General features: G+C 61.6%; 13 protein-coding genes. 6 read left to right on the top strand and 7 right to left on the bottom strand.

Going from position 1 to position 15,278, the window contains the following annotated elements; translation table 11 throughout:
* The 4 genes from nrfD to MOP44_RS09725 all read right to left on the bottom strand — a co-directional run bounded on the left by nrfD (position 1) and on the right by MOP44_RS09725 (position 7,014).
* On the bottom strand, positions 1–1,431 hold the full coding sequence (gene nrfD / locus MOP44_RS09740; RefSeq protein WP_260795846.1) for an NrfD/PsrC family molybdoenzyme membrane anchor subunit: 1,431 nt from the start codon (positions 1,429–1,431) through the stop codon (positions 1–3).
* A 152-nt stretch (positions 1,432–1,583) separates the two neighbouring features.
* Positions 1,584–4,850, bottom strand: a complete 3,267-nt coding sequence (locus MOP44_RS09735; RefSeq protein WP_260795845.1) for a TAT-variant-translocated molybdopterin oxidoreductase — start codon at positions 4,848–4,850, stop codon at positions 1,584–1,586.
* A 44-nt stretch (positions 4,851–4,894) separates the two neighbouring features.
* Positions 4,895–5,767, bottom strand: a complete 873-nt coding sequence (locus tag MOP44_RS09730) for a cytochrome c3 family protein (RefSeq protein WP_260795844.1) — start codon at positions 5,765–5,767, stop codon at positions 4,895–4,897.
* Positions 5,768–6,615: 848 nt separating this feature from the next.
* On the bottom strand, positions 6,616–7,014 hold the full coding sequence (locus tag MOP44_RS09725) for a hypothetical protein (RefSeq protein WP_260795843.1): 399 nt from the start codon (positions 7,012–7,014) through the stop codon (positions 6,616–6,618).
* 164 nt (positions 7,015–7,178) lie between these two features.
* On the opposite strand from MOP44_RS09725, the gene MOP44_RS09720 reads away from it, so the two are divergent.
* Positions 7,179–7,856, top strand: a complete 678-nt coding sequence (locus MOP44_RS09720) for a hypothetical protein (RefSeq protein WP_260795842.1) — start codon at positions 7,179–7,181, stop codon at positions 7,854–7,856.
* 164 nt (positions 7,857–8,020) lie between these two features.
* Here the strand turns inward: MOP44_RS09720 and MOP44_RS09715 are convergent, their stop codons facing one another.
* Positions 8,021–8,389, bottom strand: coding sequence for a hypothetical protein (locus tag MOP44_RS09715; RefSeq protein WP_260795841.1), 369 nt, complete (start codon positions 8,387–8,389; stop codon positions 8,021–8,023).
* A gap of 194 nt (positions 8,390–8,583) precedes the next feature.
* Here MOP44_RS09715 and MOP44_RS09710 point away from each other — a divergent pair, with 194 nt between their 5' ends.
* Both MOP44_RS09710 and MOP44_RS09705 read left to right on the top strand, forming a co-directional pair.
* On the top strand, positions 8,584–8,796 hold the full coding sequence (locus tag MOP44_RS09710; protein ID WP_260795840.1) for a hypothetical protein: 213 nt from the start codon (positions 8,584–8,586) through the stop codon (positions 8,794–8,796).
* Positions 8,793–10,070 carry an ammonium transporter gene (locus MOP44_RS09705; protein WP_260795839.1) on the top strand — a complete coding sequence of 426 codons (1,278 nt, stop codon included), beginning with the start codon at positions 8,793–8,795 and terminating at the stop codon, positions 10,068–10,070. Before MOP44_RS09710 ends, MOP44_RS09705 begins: the two co-directional genes overlap by 4 nt.
* Before the next feature lie 86 nt (positions 10,071–10,156).
* Here MOP44_RS09705 and MOP44_RS09700 read toward each other — a convergent pair whose 3' ends face one another.
* Complete coding sequence (locus tag MOP44_RS09700; protein WP_260795838.1) at positions 10,157–10,696, bottom strand: hypothetical protein; 540 nt, start codon at positions 10,694–10,696, stop codon at positions 10,157–10,159.
* 215 nt (positions 10,697–10,911) lie between these two features.
* Here MOP44_RS09700 and MOP44_RS09695 point away from each other — a divergent pair, with 215 nt between their 5' ends.
* Both MOP44_RS09695 and MOP44_RS09690 read left to right on the top strand, forming a co-directional pair.
* Positions 10,912–12,126 (top strand): MSCRAMM family protein, encoded by a 1,215-nt coding sequence (locus MOP44_RS09695; protein WP_260795837.1) that lies wholly within the window; start codon positions 10,912–10,914, stop codon positions 12,124–12,126.
* A 57-nt stretch (positions 12,127–12,183) separates the two neighbouring features.
* Complete coding sequence (locus tag MOP44_RS09690) at positions 12,184–12,921, top strand: tetratricopeptide repeat protein (RefSeq protein WP_260795836.1); 738 nt, start codon at positions 12,184–12,186, stop codon at positions 12,919–12,921.
* Between the two features lie 65 nt (positions 12,922–12,986).
* On the opposite strand, the gene MOP44_RS09685 is transcribed toward MOP44_RS09690, so the two are convergent.
* Positions 12,987–13,955 (bottom strand): serine/threonine protein kinase, encoded by a 969-nt coding sequence (locus tag MOP44_RS09685; protein ID WP_260795835.1) that lies wholly within the window; start codon positions 13,953–13,955, stop codon positions 12,987–12,989.
* Between the two features lie 120 nt (positions 13,956–14,075).
* Here MOP44_RS09685 and MOP44_RS09680 point away from each other — a divergent pair, with 120 nt between their 5' ends.
* Entirely contained in the window at positions 14,076–15,245 is a 1,170-nt protein-coding gene (locus tag MOP44_RS09680; protein ID WP_260795834.1) for a carboxylesterase family protein, read from the top strand.
* Positions 15,246–15,278: the final 33 nt, after the last annotated feature.

Below are 15,278 nucleotides of genomic sequence, written 5' to 3'. Positions count from 1 at the left end.
TTAATCTCCACTCTCGGCTGCTACCTTGGGCTTGATCTTCGCGCCCGGCAGCATCATCTTGATTTCGTTCATCGGGATCATGGGCAGGAACCGCACGAACAACAGGAACAGCGTCGTGAACAGCCCCAGCGTTCCGATGTACGTCATGTAATCCCACTTCGTCGCGCGATACGTGCCCCACGAAGACGGCAGGAAGTCGCGGTACAAGCTCGTCACAACAATCACGAAGCGCTCAAACCACATGCCCGTGTTCACCACGATCGAGATGAAGAACATGAAGCTGATGTTCGTCCGCAGCTTGCGCGACCACAGCGTCGTCAGCGGAATCAGCAGGTTGAACAGGATCAGCAGTGCGTACGACCAGCCCATCGGACCGAAGACGCGGTTCCAGAACATGAACCACTCCCAGTGCGATGCCGAGTACCACGCCATGAACGCTTCCATGCCGTAGCCGTAGGCCACAATGAAGCCCGTCGCCAGCATGACCTTGCCCATGTTGTCGATGTGCCGCTCCGTCACCAGGCCCTCGAGCCCATAGAACTTGCGCAGCGGAATCGCCAGCGTCAGCACCATCGCGAAGCCCGAGTAGATAGCGCCGGCCACAAAGTATGGCGGGAAGATCGTCGTATGCCAGCCCGGCAGAACCGCCACCGCGAAGTCGAAGCTGATGACCGTGTGCACCGAAAGCACGAGCGGCGTAGCCAGACCTGCCAGCAGCAGCGATGCCGTCTCATACCGCACCCAGTGCCGAATCGATCCGCGCCAGCCCAGAGAGATAATCCCGTATACGTACTGCGCGAAGCGTGTCTTCGCCCGGTCGCGCATCGTTCCAAAATCGGGAACCATGCCGATGTACCAGAACACCACCGAGATCGTCGCGTACGTCGATACCGCGAACACGTCCCACAGCAGCGGCGACCGGAACTGCGGCCACACCGTCATCGTGCTCGGATACGGGAACAGCCAGTAACCCAACCACGGACGGCCCACGTGGATCAGCGGGAACATGCCCGCGCAGACCACCGCGAAAATCGTCATCGCTTCCGCGAAGCGGTTGATCGAGTTGCGCCACCCCTGCTTGAACAGCAGCAGAATCGCCGAGATCAGCGTCCCTGCGTGGCCGATACCGATCCACCACACGAAGTTGATGATCGCGAAGCCCCACGCCACCGGCTGCGTGATCGCCCAGATTCCCACGCCCTTCAGGAACAGCCACGTCACCGCGGTCAGCAGCAACATCGCGATCGCGCCGAAGATGCCGAACATCGCAAACCAGCCCAGCGGCGTATGCGGCGTAAGAACAATCCGCGTGATCTTGTTCGTGACAGACTTGAACGTCTGCCCCGGCTCAAGTACACGGAATTCCCCGGTAGCAGGATCAACCCACTTCGCGTACTCGGGATTGTTTGGTTTCAGATCACTCGTTGCCATCAGTGCGGTTCTCTGTTTTCAGTTATCAGTGCTCGTTGTCCAAGCATCCGGGCCTAATGCCTACTCCCTAATGCCTAATGCCTTTTCCCTCGGAACTCTGCCACTTTGTCACTCTGCAACTTTGCCACTCTGTAGCTTTGTCCCTCTGACCACTATCCTTTGTGCTCCACCATCGCCGGCTCCAGCTCTTCGTTCGGATTCACCACCGGGGCCACGTACGTTGTCCGCGGACGCGTATTCAGATCCGCCAGCACCTGGTAGGTCCGCTCATCGTTCCTCAGCTTCGCCACCCGGCTGTCCTTGTCGTTGATGTTGCCGAACGTGATCGCCTGCGCCGGGCAAGCCTGCTGGCATGCCGTCTGGATCTCGCCATCCTTGATCGCGCGGTTTTCCTTGTCCGACGTGATCTTCGCTTCCTGGATCCGCTGCACGCAGTAGCTGCACTTCTCCATCACGCCTCTGCTGCGTACCGATACATCCGGATTCCGCATCAGCTTCAGGCTCTCCGTCTCAAAGTCGGAGTACAGCAGGAAGTTGAAGCGCCGCACCTTGTACGGGCAGTTGTTCGAGCAGTACCGAGTACCCACACAGCGGTTGTAGACCATCGAGTTCAGGCCTTCCGGCGTGTGCACCGTCGCGCCCACCGGGCAAACCTGCTCGCACGGCGCGTTCTCGCAGTGCTGGCACATCATCGGCTGGTAGTGCGCCTTCGGCGCAGCCAAATCGCCTTCGTAGTACGTGTCGATACGCAGCCACTGCATGTTGCGTCCGATCCGCACCTGCTCCTTGCCCACCACCGCGATATTGTTCTCGGCATAGCAGCTCACGATGCATGCATTGCAGCCCGTGCAGCTGTTCATGTCGATCGACATACCCCAGGCGTTGTCCTTGTAGACCCAGTTCGGGAACAGCGTCGTCCCCGTGTCGGTCTTCTCGTGACCCTCGCCCTCGTTCGCAAATCCCGGATTCTGCTTATACTCCGCAAGAGTCGCGTAGCGAATGATGCCGCGCTCCAGCGCCTCGTTGCCTTCCAGGGAATGATTCAGCCCCGCGTGCTCGCCGCCGTGCTCACCGCCGGCTGCTTCGCCGCGATGATCTTGGTAGTGGCTCTTCGTGATCGCCGTGCCCCACTTGCCGTCCGCTTTCTTGATCGAACCCGTCGCCACAAACGGCGAGTCGCTCGTGCGGATCAGGTACGCGTTGAATCCGGCACCGCCCGCCACGCGCCCGACCTCGCGTCCATAGCCCAGGTACACCGTCACCGAGTTATCAGGATGACCCGGCGCCACAATCACCGGCGCCTTCACCTTGCCGTTCGCAACCGAGATCTCGACAATGTCGTCTTCCTCGAGTCCCAGCTTCGTCAGCGTCGCGCCGGAAACAATCGCCGCGTTATCCCAGCTCAGGTTCACTACCGGCTTCGGCAGCTCCTGCAGCCAGCCCACGTTCGACAACCGTCCGTCATAGATATTCGGATCCGGCCGGAAGATAACCTCAAACGCATCCTTCCCCGCCGGTGTCGGCACCTGCCCCTTAAACGCGGGAGCAGCTCCACCCTTCGTATCAAACGCCGTATCCGCGATCCATCCATCGTGCAGAGCCTTGCGCCAGCCTGCGTCGAAATCGCCCTTGATGACCGGCTTCCAGGTCTCCTGCACAGCCGAGTACGCGCTCATCATCGGCTCGTCCAGCAGCGCCTGCAGCACATCGTGCGCGCTCCGGCCGCCATACAGCGGCTCAATCATCGGCTGCACAATCGAAACCGTGCCGTCGTAGCTCCGCGCGTCGCTCCACGACTCCAGCGCATGCGCCGCCGGAATGTGCCACTCAGAAACCAGTCCCGTCTCATCCACGTGCGAGCCGAGATGCACAACGTTCGTCGCTCTCTCCATCGCATCCGCGAAGTAGAGATCGGCCGGCGCCGTGTACACCGGGTTCGCATTCATAATCACGAGCCACTGCACCTTGCCCGCATTCAGATCCGCAACCAGCCCCTTCAGATCGGCAATCTGATCGCTCGGCAACGGATTCAGCGGCTGGCTCGGATTCGCCACTGTCTTGCCCACGTTGCCCAGCGCCTGGTTGATGGCCGCTGCGCTCGCTGCAACGCTCGCATCCTGGTAGAGACCGGCAATCACAGCACTGCGTCCCGCATGCGCCTTCAAATCCTTCGCCAAGGCCTGCAGATACTTCTGCTGCTCATCCGTCCAGCTATAGTTCGGCGCGCTGATTCCGCTCGCGCCAACCGCCGCCGCCAGTGCCGCTGCAAATGCCGGAACCTCGCTCGCCCGCAGACCCAGCCGGTGCTCCGCCTTGAAGCCCGTCGTCGTCGGCGAGCTCTCAATCGTGTAAAGCCGGTTCAGCTTGTTCGGATCCTTGCGCCGTGCCGCATACTCGCGCACCAGCTTGTGGAATCCCGGGTACGCCGCGCCCGACAGGAAATCCGCATCCAGCGAAACAATCACATCAGCGTCCGCCAGCGAATACACCGGCACCGGGCCGCTCGCCAGCGCCGTCCCCGCAATCGCCGGGTCATACTGCACCAGCTTCGCCTTGGGATAGGCTTTCTGAACCGCTTGCCACTGCCGAGCCAGCGTCGGCGAAGTCACCGTCGAGCTCAGGAAGTAAACGCCCGATCCGTCCTTCGTCGCGCTCACTGCGTCGCGGAACTTGCCCGCAAACTCGCCCCACGAGCTGTTCTCGCCGCGGAACGTCACCCGCCCCGCGCGATCCGGATCGTACATGTCCAGCAGCGAGCCCTGCGTAAACACATCGCTCGAGCCCACGTTGTACGGGTGCTCGGGATTGCCGTCCACCTTAATCGGGCGATACTCGTCGCTCTTCACCAGCACCGGAACCGCGCCCGTCGGGAACGGATTCGCCGAAGCAAAGAAGTTCGGCTTGCCCAGAATCAGGTCTTCCGGCTGCTTGATGTACCCCATGATCGGCTCATCGGGCTGCTTCGTGCAGCCGGCCAGTCCGGCCAGCGCCATGGATGCACCCATCAACTTCATGAAGCCGCGCCGCGACACAGGATCGACCCACTCCTGCGCCGCCGCCGGAAACTCGCGCTCTACCGCCGCCTGGAACTCCGGCGTCCCCGCCAGCTCATCCACGCTGCGCCAGTAGCGCTTGCCCTTCACGCCCTTCAGCTTCGCCCGCACCGCGTCCAGCGTCAGAAACTGGCTCGTCGGCTCAGCATTCCCGCTACCGCAAGTGCAACCCGACCCACAGCACGACTCCTCCGCCGCGCCGCTCTGCACACCCGCGTCAGCATTGAGATAGGCCGCGGGCTGGTAGGCCGGGGCTTCAGACCCGGCAACACCATCCGATTTGAGGTAGGCCGGGGATTTATCCCCGGCATTTCCGCCCGCCAAATGACCGGGGGCTTTAGCCCCTGAGGTATCTTTTTGACTCACGATCTGCTCTTTCCCATCCGTGCCAGGGTTCCAATCACGCTCACTCATCGGTGGCAAACCTCGCAGCTGGTCAGCTCTTGCGGAGTGCGGATCTTGTAGTGCTGCAGCAGGAAATGCCCCAGCTGATCCTGGCTCGTGAACTTCTGATAATTCGCCGGCACCGGAACCATCGAGCTCTTCACATCTCCCGTCGGCGCCTTCGCCTCGGGCGAGCTGTATGGCGGACCCGCCTGCAACGCGGCCATCTGCGGACCAGCGCCCGTCGGATCCTTCGTCACGCAATCCACCTGCTGCGCCGTCGGCACATCGGCCTTGTCATTCACCGAGCACCACACCGGCCGGTCCTCATTCGGAGCTTCCCAGGCCATGTTGTAGATCTGGCTCGTCGGCCGCAGATTCTTCGCGGGATTGCGATGGCAGTCCAGGCACCACTCCATCTGCAGCGTGTTCTGCATATACATCAGCGGCATCTGGTCCACGCGGCCATGGCAGCTCGCGCACCCAATGCCCTTGTTCACGTGAATGGAGTGATTGAAGTATGCAAAATCCGGCAGATCGTGAACCTTGGTCCACTTGATCGACTCGCCCGTCGCCCAGCTATGCCGCACCGGCTCCAGCAGTTGCGCATTCGTCCAGATCTGCGCATGACAGTTAATGCAAGTCTTGGTCGGCGGAATCCCCGCGTAGCTCGACTTCTCCACCGTCGTGTGACAGTACTGGCACTGCAATCCCAGTCCCTGCACGTGGTGCTTATGGCTGAACGGAACCGGCTGGTCCGGTCGCTGCCCCTGCCGGGTCACCCACGGAGAACGCTGCAACTGATCAAGCGTTACTCCCAGGGCAATGATGATCAGCCCCGACAACACAAGGCTCATGCGAGCCAAAGCATTGGAGCTGCGGTCAAATATCTGCGCCATGAATACGTTCCTACTCTGCTGCGCTGGTTTTTGGGGTGGGCTGTGTAGTGAGGCATGAACCGGCTGTGCGCGCCGTCACATACCTGAACTGCAAGCTTGATCTAGAGTCAGAAGAGCTATTTGGAGCATCTGACTCCGAAAAACAAATATAGCAGCCGACACCCGTGCCTTGGCGGCACGAAAAGTCGCTATGCGCAAATTTTTTTCAGGGAAGTGGCCCAGCTAAGCCCTTGAAAACAAAACAGGTTGTGATAAACCTGAATCGGGGATGAACACCATCGCATCCCCGAGCCCAAATGTCTCAGAGACTGGTACATCCAGCCTCACCGTACCACGATCCGCCACAACCCCGTCAACCCTCGTTCCCCTCAAATCACTTGCCCCGTTCCACCCACCGTTGGGAGGTGACGTCCCCCCCCATTGAGGTGTCATCCCGAGAGTCCGCGAGTCTTCTTCAGCGGACCGAGGGACCCGCAGTTGCCTTCTGCCCCCTCCCCAAGAATTTGGCATTGCTGAACGGAGTGGAGGAATCCGCTTTTGCTCCCCCACAACTTTGTCCTTGCGAATTTGAAGGCGGCATAGCCGAATAGGAGACAAATGTCTAAATTCCCGCCAGTTATCTCGACGAAAGATCTCGCCCTGTCTGATGTGCCTGATGTGTCAGCCCCATGGTCCGGTCGGGATGAGACGCCTCCGTGGCAAACCATTGGAAGGTTCGCTCTGACATTTGATAGGACGGAGAAGGACCCTTTCAAACTTGAGATTAGAGACTTAGCGAGCATTCCCGCCGATAGCAGCCTGGTTCTGTTACGGGCTCATCTCTTTTTTGAACAAAGGCGCTGGAATCATTACGGCCGTACGCCAGATGATGCAGCCATGGTACAGATCCGCAGAGTCGTCACCTTAATTCGCGAGAGACTAACTGAAACCGGCGAGGGCCATGAGGCCGATGTCTGATCCCCATCCCAGCCGCGAATGGCGGCGAAGCCGCAGGTGCCGCAGTTGGCCGCACCGCAGGTGCCTGTGGAAATCTTGTCAAGCCCCTTTTTGAAAAATAGTTTGTAAGCGGTAAAAGAATCAGCCATATACAAGTCGCAAATAATTGCCGATTTATATGCGAAATATGCCACACTTAAATTAACCAGAAAAAACAACGCCCGCCGGCGCCAAACCGGCGGGCTTTTCTTTGCCCGAAACCCAATCCGGACACCGGGAACTTCACTCACCACCAGCCAACCGTGCCCCATCCTGTCGCCTTTTTGCTGGCGACAGGGTGGGAAACCACAAAACCCACCCAGCCGGGTGCCCCCCGGTCCCTCGCTTTTGGGGACCGGGGAGGGATTCCCACTGCCGCACCAACCTCACCGCCCGGTGAGAAACCTCAACCGACAAAACACAAAAGGAAACAATCATGACCGCTCCAGAACAAGCCGTACAGCACTGTCTCGACGCCTACAACAAAGCCTGCGCCGAAGACGACGCACGCCACGATCACAGTCCTGAATCCCTCGCCCACGTCAACCGCGCCTACCGCCGCGCCATGCCCTTCCTCACCCCCGCCACCATCGACGCCTTCCTCGCCTGCGTCACCCACGGCCTGGTCCTCGAAATCTTCACCACCGCCGAGGCCGCCAAGCTCCTCTACGCCACCCAGATCGCCGTAGGCTCCCGCCGCTCCGCCCATCAGCAATCCAAACCCCACCAAACCCAACCGGCAGCCGCCACCCCCTCCCCCCTCCCTCTTCCCGCACAGACCGCGGGTGCCCCATATCTCCGGACAGCCTCACCGTCCGGAGATGTGGGAGACCTCGAACCCAAACCGGCTCCCTCGCCAACCCACTCTGTAACTCTGTCACCCTGTAACTCCGCAACCCCTGCACCTACCCCCCTCCCCCCAGCCGCGACCCTCCGGCAGCCGCCTGCAAAGGCTTCAAAGGACGACGCAAACTACGTCCAGGCCATGCTCGAACAGATCCTATCGGGCAAGACCATCCCTGAGCCCCCCTTAGCTCCCTGGAAGAAGGCACCCCCCTCCCCCCTCACCACAACGGGACAAGCTGCAGCCATAGCTGCCTCGCGCACTCTGTAACTCTGTAACCTTGCAACTCTGCAACTCCCACCGTCTCTAAAAAGGAGCCCCCTGACCCACCCACCCCCCTGCCGCTTCACCCCACGCTCAAAGGCCGCACAGGATATCCCTGCCCAAAATCAGCTGCCTTCTACTCCCTATTCCCTACTCCCTACTCCCTGCTTTTATCTCCACACAGCAATCACCAGCCCGCCCGCCACAATCAGCCCGCCCCCGCACCACACCGGCAGCGTCGGCGACTGCCCAAACCGCACCCGCGCCAGCACCTGGGCCGCCAGAAAGAACAGCACCACATACATTCCAAGCAACTTACCGAAATCCCACCGCGGCACATTCACCACCGACCCATACAGCGCCAGCACCACGGTGCCGGCGACGAGGGCCACCGCCCTCCCCCCTCCCGACGACCGGTAGAACCCGGTCTGAAACCACGAGTCCCCCCAAGCCTCCAGCAGCGCCGCAATCGAAAGCACCACCAGGGCCCCCACCGGATTCGCCACCAGACGATCCAGCACCTCCCGCACTCCATTCATCACTGAAAGCTCCTGAAATCAATAAAATCCGCACAAACTCAGCCGATCCTAATAGGCTCTGCATTAAAATTCCATCAACACCGGTTCATTTCGCCCCCGCCACCACCAACACCCTCGCGGAACCCATGCGGCGCCGCCCGGCACAGCACTCCTCTCCCGGGCTCACCAGCCAAAGCGCAGGAGACCAAAGGCCCATGAAAGCAGCAGGTGTTCTCGTCATGCCGGCAGGATTCTTCCTGGTCCTCGCCGCCTTGGTGCTCTTCCCCGACCCCACGCGCCGGGAGCTGTTCGTCGCCTGCGGAGTCGTCGTCGAAGCCCTCGGCCTGGCCGTCGCCCTCCGCGCCACCATGCTCCAGCGCGACTCCCGCCCAGACACGGGACCACACTCAGGAAAAGAGAGCGTATGAACCAGCCGCTCCCCGACACCACCTCCGCGTTCCTCTTCGGCCTGCTCCTCCTGGCCCCCCTCGCCATCGCCGGACTCGCCTTGGTCAACACCGGCCTCGGCCGCTCCCGCTCCGCCGCTCAGGCTCTCCTCGGTTCCACCGTCATCTTCGCCGCCGCCATCATCTGGTTCGCCGCCATCGGCTCCATCTTTGCGGGCTCCACGCACTCGGCCGTCTTCACCGCCGCTGGCAAACCCTGGAACTGGCTCGGCCTCAGCCCCTGGCTCCTGGGCGGATCCCATTCCGCATCTCCCATCGATCAGCTCCGCCTGCTCTTCCAGCTCCTCGCCGCAGGAATGGTCGGCCTCATCCCCTGGGGAGCGGGCTCTGACCGCCTCCGCCTCTCCGCTGGCGGGCTCATCGGCGGCATCATGGCCGTCGCCGTCTTCCCCCTCGCCGCCCACTGGATCTGGTCCGGCTGGCTCGCCCAGCTCGGCATCAACTTCGGCCTCGGCGCAGGTTTCCTGGACCCCGGCGGCGCCGGAGCCATCCACGTCCTCGGCGGCGTCTCCGCCCTCGCCGTCATCTGGATCACCGGCCCCCGCAAAGGCAAGTTCCCCCGCGAAGGCCTGGCGACCGCCATGCCCGCTCATAACACCATCTATGTCCTGTTTGGCTGTCTCGTAGCCACGGTCGGCTGGCTCGCCCTCAACGAAACCGGATCGCTCCTCTGGCTGCAATCCCCGGCAGCCTCCCCCTCGTTAATCGGCACCGCCCTCAACACGCTTCTGGCCGCCTCGGGAGCCGCCCTCGCCACGCTGACCGTCACCCGCTACCGCTTCGGCAAACCCGACGCCAGCCTCTGCGCCAACGGCTGGCTCGCCGGCCTCGTCACCTCCAGCGCCTGCGCCGCCGTCGTATCGCCGCTCGCCGCCCTCTTCACCGGCGTCATCGCGGGAATCATCACGCCGCTGCTCGTCGAAGTCCTCGAACTCGCCATCTCCATCGACGACCCCACCGGAGCCATCGCGGTCCATGGTGCCAGCGGCCTCTGGGGACTCTTCGCCGCCGGCCTCTTCGCCCCCCAACACGGAGAATTCCTCGCCCAGATGGTCGGCATCGCCGCCCTGCTCGGCTTCTTCCTTCCGCTTGTCTATGGAATCTTCGCGGTCGCCAACCGACTGCTCCCGTTCCACGTCGACCCCGACGGCGAGCGCCTAGGCATGGACCTCCACGAACTCGGCGGCGCCGCCTACCCCGAATTCGTCATCCACCGCGACGACTCGTACCGGTGAGACAGGGAGTAGGGAATAGGGAGTAGAGCGGGAAGCGCGGTTGTTGCCTTTCCTACTCCCTATTCCCTGTCCCCTATTCTCTGCCTTTACATCGGATAATCCCTCTCCACCGCATCCCGGAGCATCTGGAAGAGCGGCACACGCGGCCGGTCCAGGCCCTCTGATTGCGTGCGGATCCAGATCGGCGCGCTCAGCGAACCGTCCGCATTCCGCATCTTCACTTCCAGCAGGTCGTCGGGAGGGCCCACCTCGGCTTCGCCCATTCCCGCAGTCCGCGTCGTCGGAGGCTGCCCTGGATAAGGAGCACCCACGCCGACCGAGCCGCCCACGCGCCCGCTCGCCACGCGGCCCTTCCGCACCACGAACACCAGTTCGGCCTCATTCACGCTCATGGTCAGCGCATACCGGTTCCACTCGCGGATTGCGCCCTGCACATTCTCGATCGCCGCGCGATCCTCGTTCAGCAAGCCCGGCGTATACGCGTCTCCATCCTCGGCCTGCACGTAAACATAGTGCGCATTGCTGAACACCGCCGGAACCGACTTCTTTTTCTTCTTGGTCTGCGCAAATGCGAGGACGGGCATAAGTACCAACACCATCACCAAAGCAACAGTCGAGCGCCTCATACGGATACCTCGCAGGAATCAACGTGAATAGCTCGTATCCTCCCGCAACCGACAAGAATACGCTCATTAGATCGGACTCGGCGCAAGTCAGTGAGCACGAATCGAAAGTGAGTAGCGCCGGTCTCCTGACCGGCTGTAGCGCGGGTGTCCTCACCCGCGCTTGACTTAACACAGCGCACGCAGAACTCAATCTCAACTGCGATATCTTTGGCAACATGAAAATCCCATGGGCCCGCCTCGTCTGTCTCGTCGCATGCACCACACCTACCTGGGCGCAGAAGCAGACCGCCAATCCAGCAGCCCCAACAGCCACCGTCTCCGGCCACGTCTACTGCGCCGACACCAACGCGCCTGCCCGCATGGCTACTGTCATCCTCCAGCCCGCCGACGCCGTTGACGCCATCACTCCCGGCGAGCCCAAAACTATCTCGTCGAGCGGCGAGACAGCGCAAACCTCGATGGACGGCAGCTTCACCATCCAGCACGTCGCCCCTGGGACCTACTACGTCATCGCGTCGCAGGCCGGGTACATCTCTCCGCTCGCCGTGCGCTACATGGGTGCGGACGACCCTTTGCCGAAAGACCAGAAGAAGGAAGCCCCTCCATCAGCGCCGCGCATCACCGTTGAAGGCAATCTCCCGGTCGCAGTCAACGTGACCATCGAACGCGGCGCAGGAGTAAGCGGCAACGTCCTCTACGACGACGGCAGCCCCGCAAGCGGAATCCAGGTAAGCCTGCTTACCCACGAAAAAAACGGCTGGACCACGATCATGTTCAGCAGCCCCGTTTCAGGCTCAGGTTTTTTCGTGCATACAGACGACCAGGGCCACTACCGCCTCACCGGCCTTCCCGCCGGAAAGTATCTTCTCCAAGCGGATTTACGCCTCTCTAAAACGACCTACAAAGTAGACGAGCATGGCGGCAGCTACACCTCATCAGGCAACGGTTATTCGCTAGAGATCTACAACGGCAGCACGATGCGCGAGAAGGACGCAGAGCCCTTCGACCTCACCTTGGGCGAAGAGCGGCGCGGGGTCGACATCGAAATTCCGGTCAGCAAGCTCCACACCGTCCGCGGCAATATCCTCGCCGCCCACGACGGCCACGTACTAAATGGCGGATCGCTTCAGCTACTCTACCCGGACGACAAGAGCATGGTCGCCGTCACAGCTCTCACGGATGACGACGACATCTTCAACTTCAGCTTTGTTCCGGAAGGCGATTACATCCTGCGCGTCGACGGCGCCTCCGATGTCGAATACCGCGAGATCTCCAATGGGCCGAATAACTGGCCACCGACCCACAAGGAACCGCATGTGCTTCACCAATACGGACCGGCCGAGCAGCCCATACACATCACCGGCGACCTCAGCGCCGTAACGATCTCCGCGCCCGACCTGCCCACAGCCAAAGCTCAACCCGCGCAATAACATCCCTCAAACGCGTCATTGCGCGTCTAACTGCCCTCGATTCAATATAGAAATCGCATGGGCTATCTCACGGGACTCTTCTATCCATGGGGCTTGGTGCTGCAGGTTGCAGCCATCATCCATTTCATTCGCCGGCGGCCTGACACCTACTGGCTTTACATCGTTCTTTTCCTTGGACCGGTCGGAGCGCTCGTCTACATCGCCGTCGAAGTTGTACCTGACGCCAGCCTGCTGGGCGGCTCGTTCAAAGCCTTCCCGCGCCGCAAACGGATCGGCCGCCTGAAACTGGAGATCCACGACAACCCCTCCGCCGGCAACTACGAAGAACTGGCCGATCTATACAGGGAAGACGGTAAACTGCGCGAAGCTCGTGAGGCCTACGACAAGGCCATCTCCGCTCGTTCCAGCAGCCTCGATTGCTTCTACCGGCGAGGCGCCTGCACTCTGGCTCTCGGCGACGCCGCAACCGCTCTGCCCGATCTCGAAATGGTCGTAAGCAAGGAACCGGGTTTCGACTTCGATCGTGCCGCCGGAGCCTTCGCCCAGGCCTGTGCCAAAACCGGACAAACCGAAAAGGCCGAAGCTTGGTTCCAGCGATCCGTCGAGCGATCCACGTCCTCTGAGGGCTATCTGAACTTCGCGGAGTTCCTTGCCTCCCAGGGCCGCGGCGGCGAAGCCCGACAGTGGGTTCGCAAAGTGCTGGACAAGAAACCCACGATGCCCGGCTACCTGCGCCGCCGTGAACGCCCTCAGTTTCGCCGCGCCGCCGCGCTTCTGAAACGGCTGCCCAGCTAGCCTAAACGGCGAAGCCTTCCGTGCCCCATCCTGTCGCTTTCTTTCTGGCGACAGGGTGCGAAACCTCAGTGCTTCGCCAGCACCAGCATCAGCCCGAACAGCGCCACCGGCACCAGCAGCAGGCACGCATACAGTAGCGTCTTCTTATTGATCCGTTTTGCCAGCGGAACGTTCACCTTCCGCTGCGAACTCTGCCCGCGCGGCTCCGCGCCCACCTGTTCCTGATTCTCGAGATCCCACTGCATCTCGTGCGCGTTCGAGTAGCGATGACGCGGATCCCGCTCCAGCGCGCGATAAATGATCTCTTCAAGCTCCGGCGTAACTTTCGGATTGATCGCCCGCGGCGACGGAGGCTCGATCACCAGTCGATCATTCATCACCGCCAGCGGATTCGGTCCCGAGAACGGCACACGTCCCGTAAGCATCTCGTAGAACATGATGCCCATCGCATAAATGTCGGACCGCTGGTCGCCCCGCTTGCCCTGCACCTGCTCCGGCGAAATGTAGTCGGGCGTACCCAGCAGCGACGTCGCACCCACATGCGTGATGCGCCGCGCGTCCTCTTTCATCGCAATGCCGAAGTCAATAATCTTTATTTGATCCCCAGCCGTGACCATCACGTTCTCCGGCTTCAGATCCCGGTGCACAATTCCCCGCTTGTGCATGGCGTCCAACGCATCACAGAGCAGCAACGTAAGCGCCACCGCGCGGTCCACATCAAGCGGACGCTCCTCATTCAGCACGGTGCGCAACAGGCGCCCGCCTACCCACTCCAGCACCATGTAGAGCTGACTGCGCTGCTCGCCGTCCAGCGTCTTTACAATTCCGGGATGATCGAGCAGATGCCCGATCTCCTCTTCGCGTCGGAAGCGTTCCAGCAGCACTGGATCGTTCTCCATCTCGGGGTGCGGAATCTTTACCGCAACGGTCTTGCCATCCCGCAGATCCGTAGCCCGAAGCAGGGTGCCCATACCGCTGTGCGCCACGACTGCATCGAAGCGGTAGTGATCGAGAATGTCGCCAGGCTCAGGCATGGATGTCTTAAATCGATTGTTGCATGAAGGCCGGGACAGACCTGCTGCCACTCTGCCACTTGTAACTTCGTAACTCTGTCCCTTTATCCCTTTGTCCCTCGTATGATGAAATTTGAAGACATGCGCCCTGATCGGAAAACATCTCCTGGCCTCTTCTGCATCGGGGTAGCTCTCCTTCTGCTCGCCGGCGGCCAAATCGCGCGCGCCAAAAGCAAGCCCGCCCCGGCGTCGCAGGAGACCGGCTTCCTGAACCGTAAAGTGGTGATCAAGGGCGTCACCTACAAGTTCCAGATCTACCTTCCCGAAGACTTCCGCCGGGACGACCGCAAGCAGTGGCCCATCATTCTCTTCCTGCACGGGCGCGGCGAGCGTGGCGGCGAGGGCATGTGGCAAACGCAAATCGGCCTCCCTCTTCAGGTGCGCGATCATCCGGAGCGCTGGCCGTTCATCATCGTCATGCCACAGTGCCGCTATCCGAATTTCTGGACCGACCCGGAAATGCTCACAATGGCCATCGCCGCCCTCGATCAGGAGACGGCGGAGCTTCACGCGGACCCGCTCCGTACCTATCTGACTGGTATTTCCATGGGCGGATACGGTGCCTGGGAGCTCGCCAAAATGTATCCGCGCAAATGGGCCGCCATCGCCATCGCCGCCGGCGGCCCCTTCTGGAGCTACGCGCCGGAGCGCTGGCAGCAGGCCGCTACCCTGCCCGGCGAGTACGCCCGCGCCGTCGGCCGCACCCCGGTCTGGATGTTCCACGGCAGCGAAGACAACGTTGTCCCGCCCCGCGAAGCCGAGTTGATGTACACCGCCCTGAAGGCCAACGGCAACGTGCGCCTTTGGATCTACCAGGGCCTGCACCACGACTCTTGGGCCCGCGCCTACAACGAACCCGAACTGCCCAAATGGCTCCTCGCGCACCGGCTGAATCCCAAGCCTGAGCCACAGCCTGCCACCGAACGCCTCCTGATCCCCATCCATCCCGCGCCGCAGAAACTCCCGCCCGCGATACTCGACGCGCTCGTCGGCGAATACCGCGACTCTGCCGGCCATATCGCCGCAACCCTCTTCCGCCAGGGCGATCAGCTCCTCGAGAAGGATCCCCACGGCGAGATCACCGAGCTTGAGGCCGAGTCGCAGTCGTCGTTCTTCTACCCCAACGGCAGCGTCTGGACCCGCCTCGTGGTCGAGCGCGACGCTCAGGGCCGCGTCACCGGCCTGGTCTTCCGCGACGACCGGCATGAAGAAAAGTGGGAACGAACCAAGACCGTCGCGCGTACTCCCTAACGCGGCAAGGAGGCGGTATGTTTTGCAGCTCAT

Origin of the sequence: Occallatibacter riparius (genome assembly GCF_025264625.1) — a bacterium.
In the GTDB taxonomy this organism is placed as follows: domain Bacteria; phylum Acidobacteriota; class Terriglobia; order Terriglobales; family Acidobacteriaceae; genus Telmatobacter; species Telmatobacter riparius.
Note: the sequence above shows the minus strand (reverse complement) of the source record. Positions and strands in the feature narration are given on the sequence as shown.

Excerpts from the sequence above, each read along its gene's own strand:
- nrfD (WP_260795846.1), bottom strand. The coding sequence starts at position 1,431 with ATGGCAACGAGTGATCTGAAACCAAACAATCCCGAGTACGCGAAGTGG.
- MOP44_RS09730 (WP_260795844.1), bottom strand. The coding sequence starts at position 5,767 with ATGGCGCAGATATTTGACCGCAGCTCCAATGCTTTGGCTCGCATGAGC.
- MOP44_RS09725 (WP_260795843.1), bottom strand. The coding sequence starts at position 7,014 with ATGGGGCACGGTTGGCTGGTGGTGAGTGAAGTTCCCGGTGTCCGGATT.
- MOP44_RS09720 (WP_260795842.1), top strand. The coding sequence starts at position 7,179 with ATGACCGCTCCAGAACAAGCCGTACAGCACTGTCTCGACGCCTACAAC.
- MOP44_RS09715 (WP_260795841.1), bottom strand. The coding sequence starts at position 8,389 with ATGAATGGAGTGCGGGAGGTGCTGGATCGTCTGGTGGCGAATCCGGTG.
- MOP44_RS09710 (WP_260795840.1), top strand. The coding sequence starts at position 8,584 with ATGAAAGCAGCAGGTGTTCTCGTCATGCCGGCAGGATTCTTCCTGGTC.
- MOP44_RS09705 (WP_260795839.1), top strand. The coding sequence starts at position 8,793 with ATGAACCAGCCGCTCCCCGACACCACCTCCGCGTTCCTCTTCGGCCTG.
- MOP44_RS09700 (WP_260795838.1), bottom strand. The coding sequence starts at position 10,696 with ATGAGGCGCTCGACTGTTGCTTTGGTGATGGTGTTGGTACTTATGCCC.
- MOP44_RS09695 (WP_260795837.1), top strand. The coding sequence starts at position 10,912 with ATGAAAATCCCATGGGCCCGCCTCGTCTGTCTCGTCGCATGCACCACA.
- MOP44_RS09690 (WP_260795836.1), top strand. The coding sequence starts at position 12,184 with ATGGGCTATCTCACGGGACTCTTCTATCCATGGGGCTTGGTGCTGCAG.
- MOP44_RS09685 (WP_260795835.1), bottom strand. The coding sequence starts at position 13,955 with ATGCCTGAGCCTGGCGACATTCTCGATCACTACCGCTTCGATGCAGTC.
- MOP44_RS09680 (WP_260795834.1), top strand. The coding sequence starts at position 14,076 with ATGCGCCCTGATCGGAAAACATCTCCTGGCCTCTTCTGCATCGGGGTA.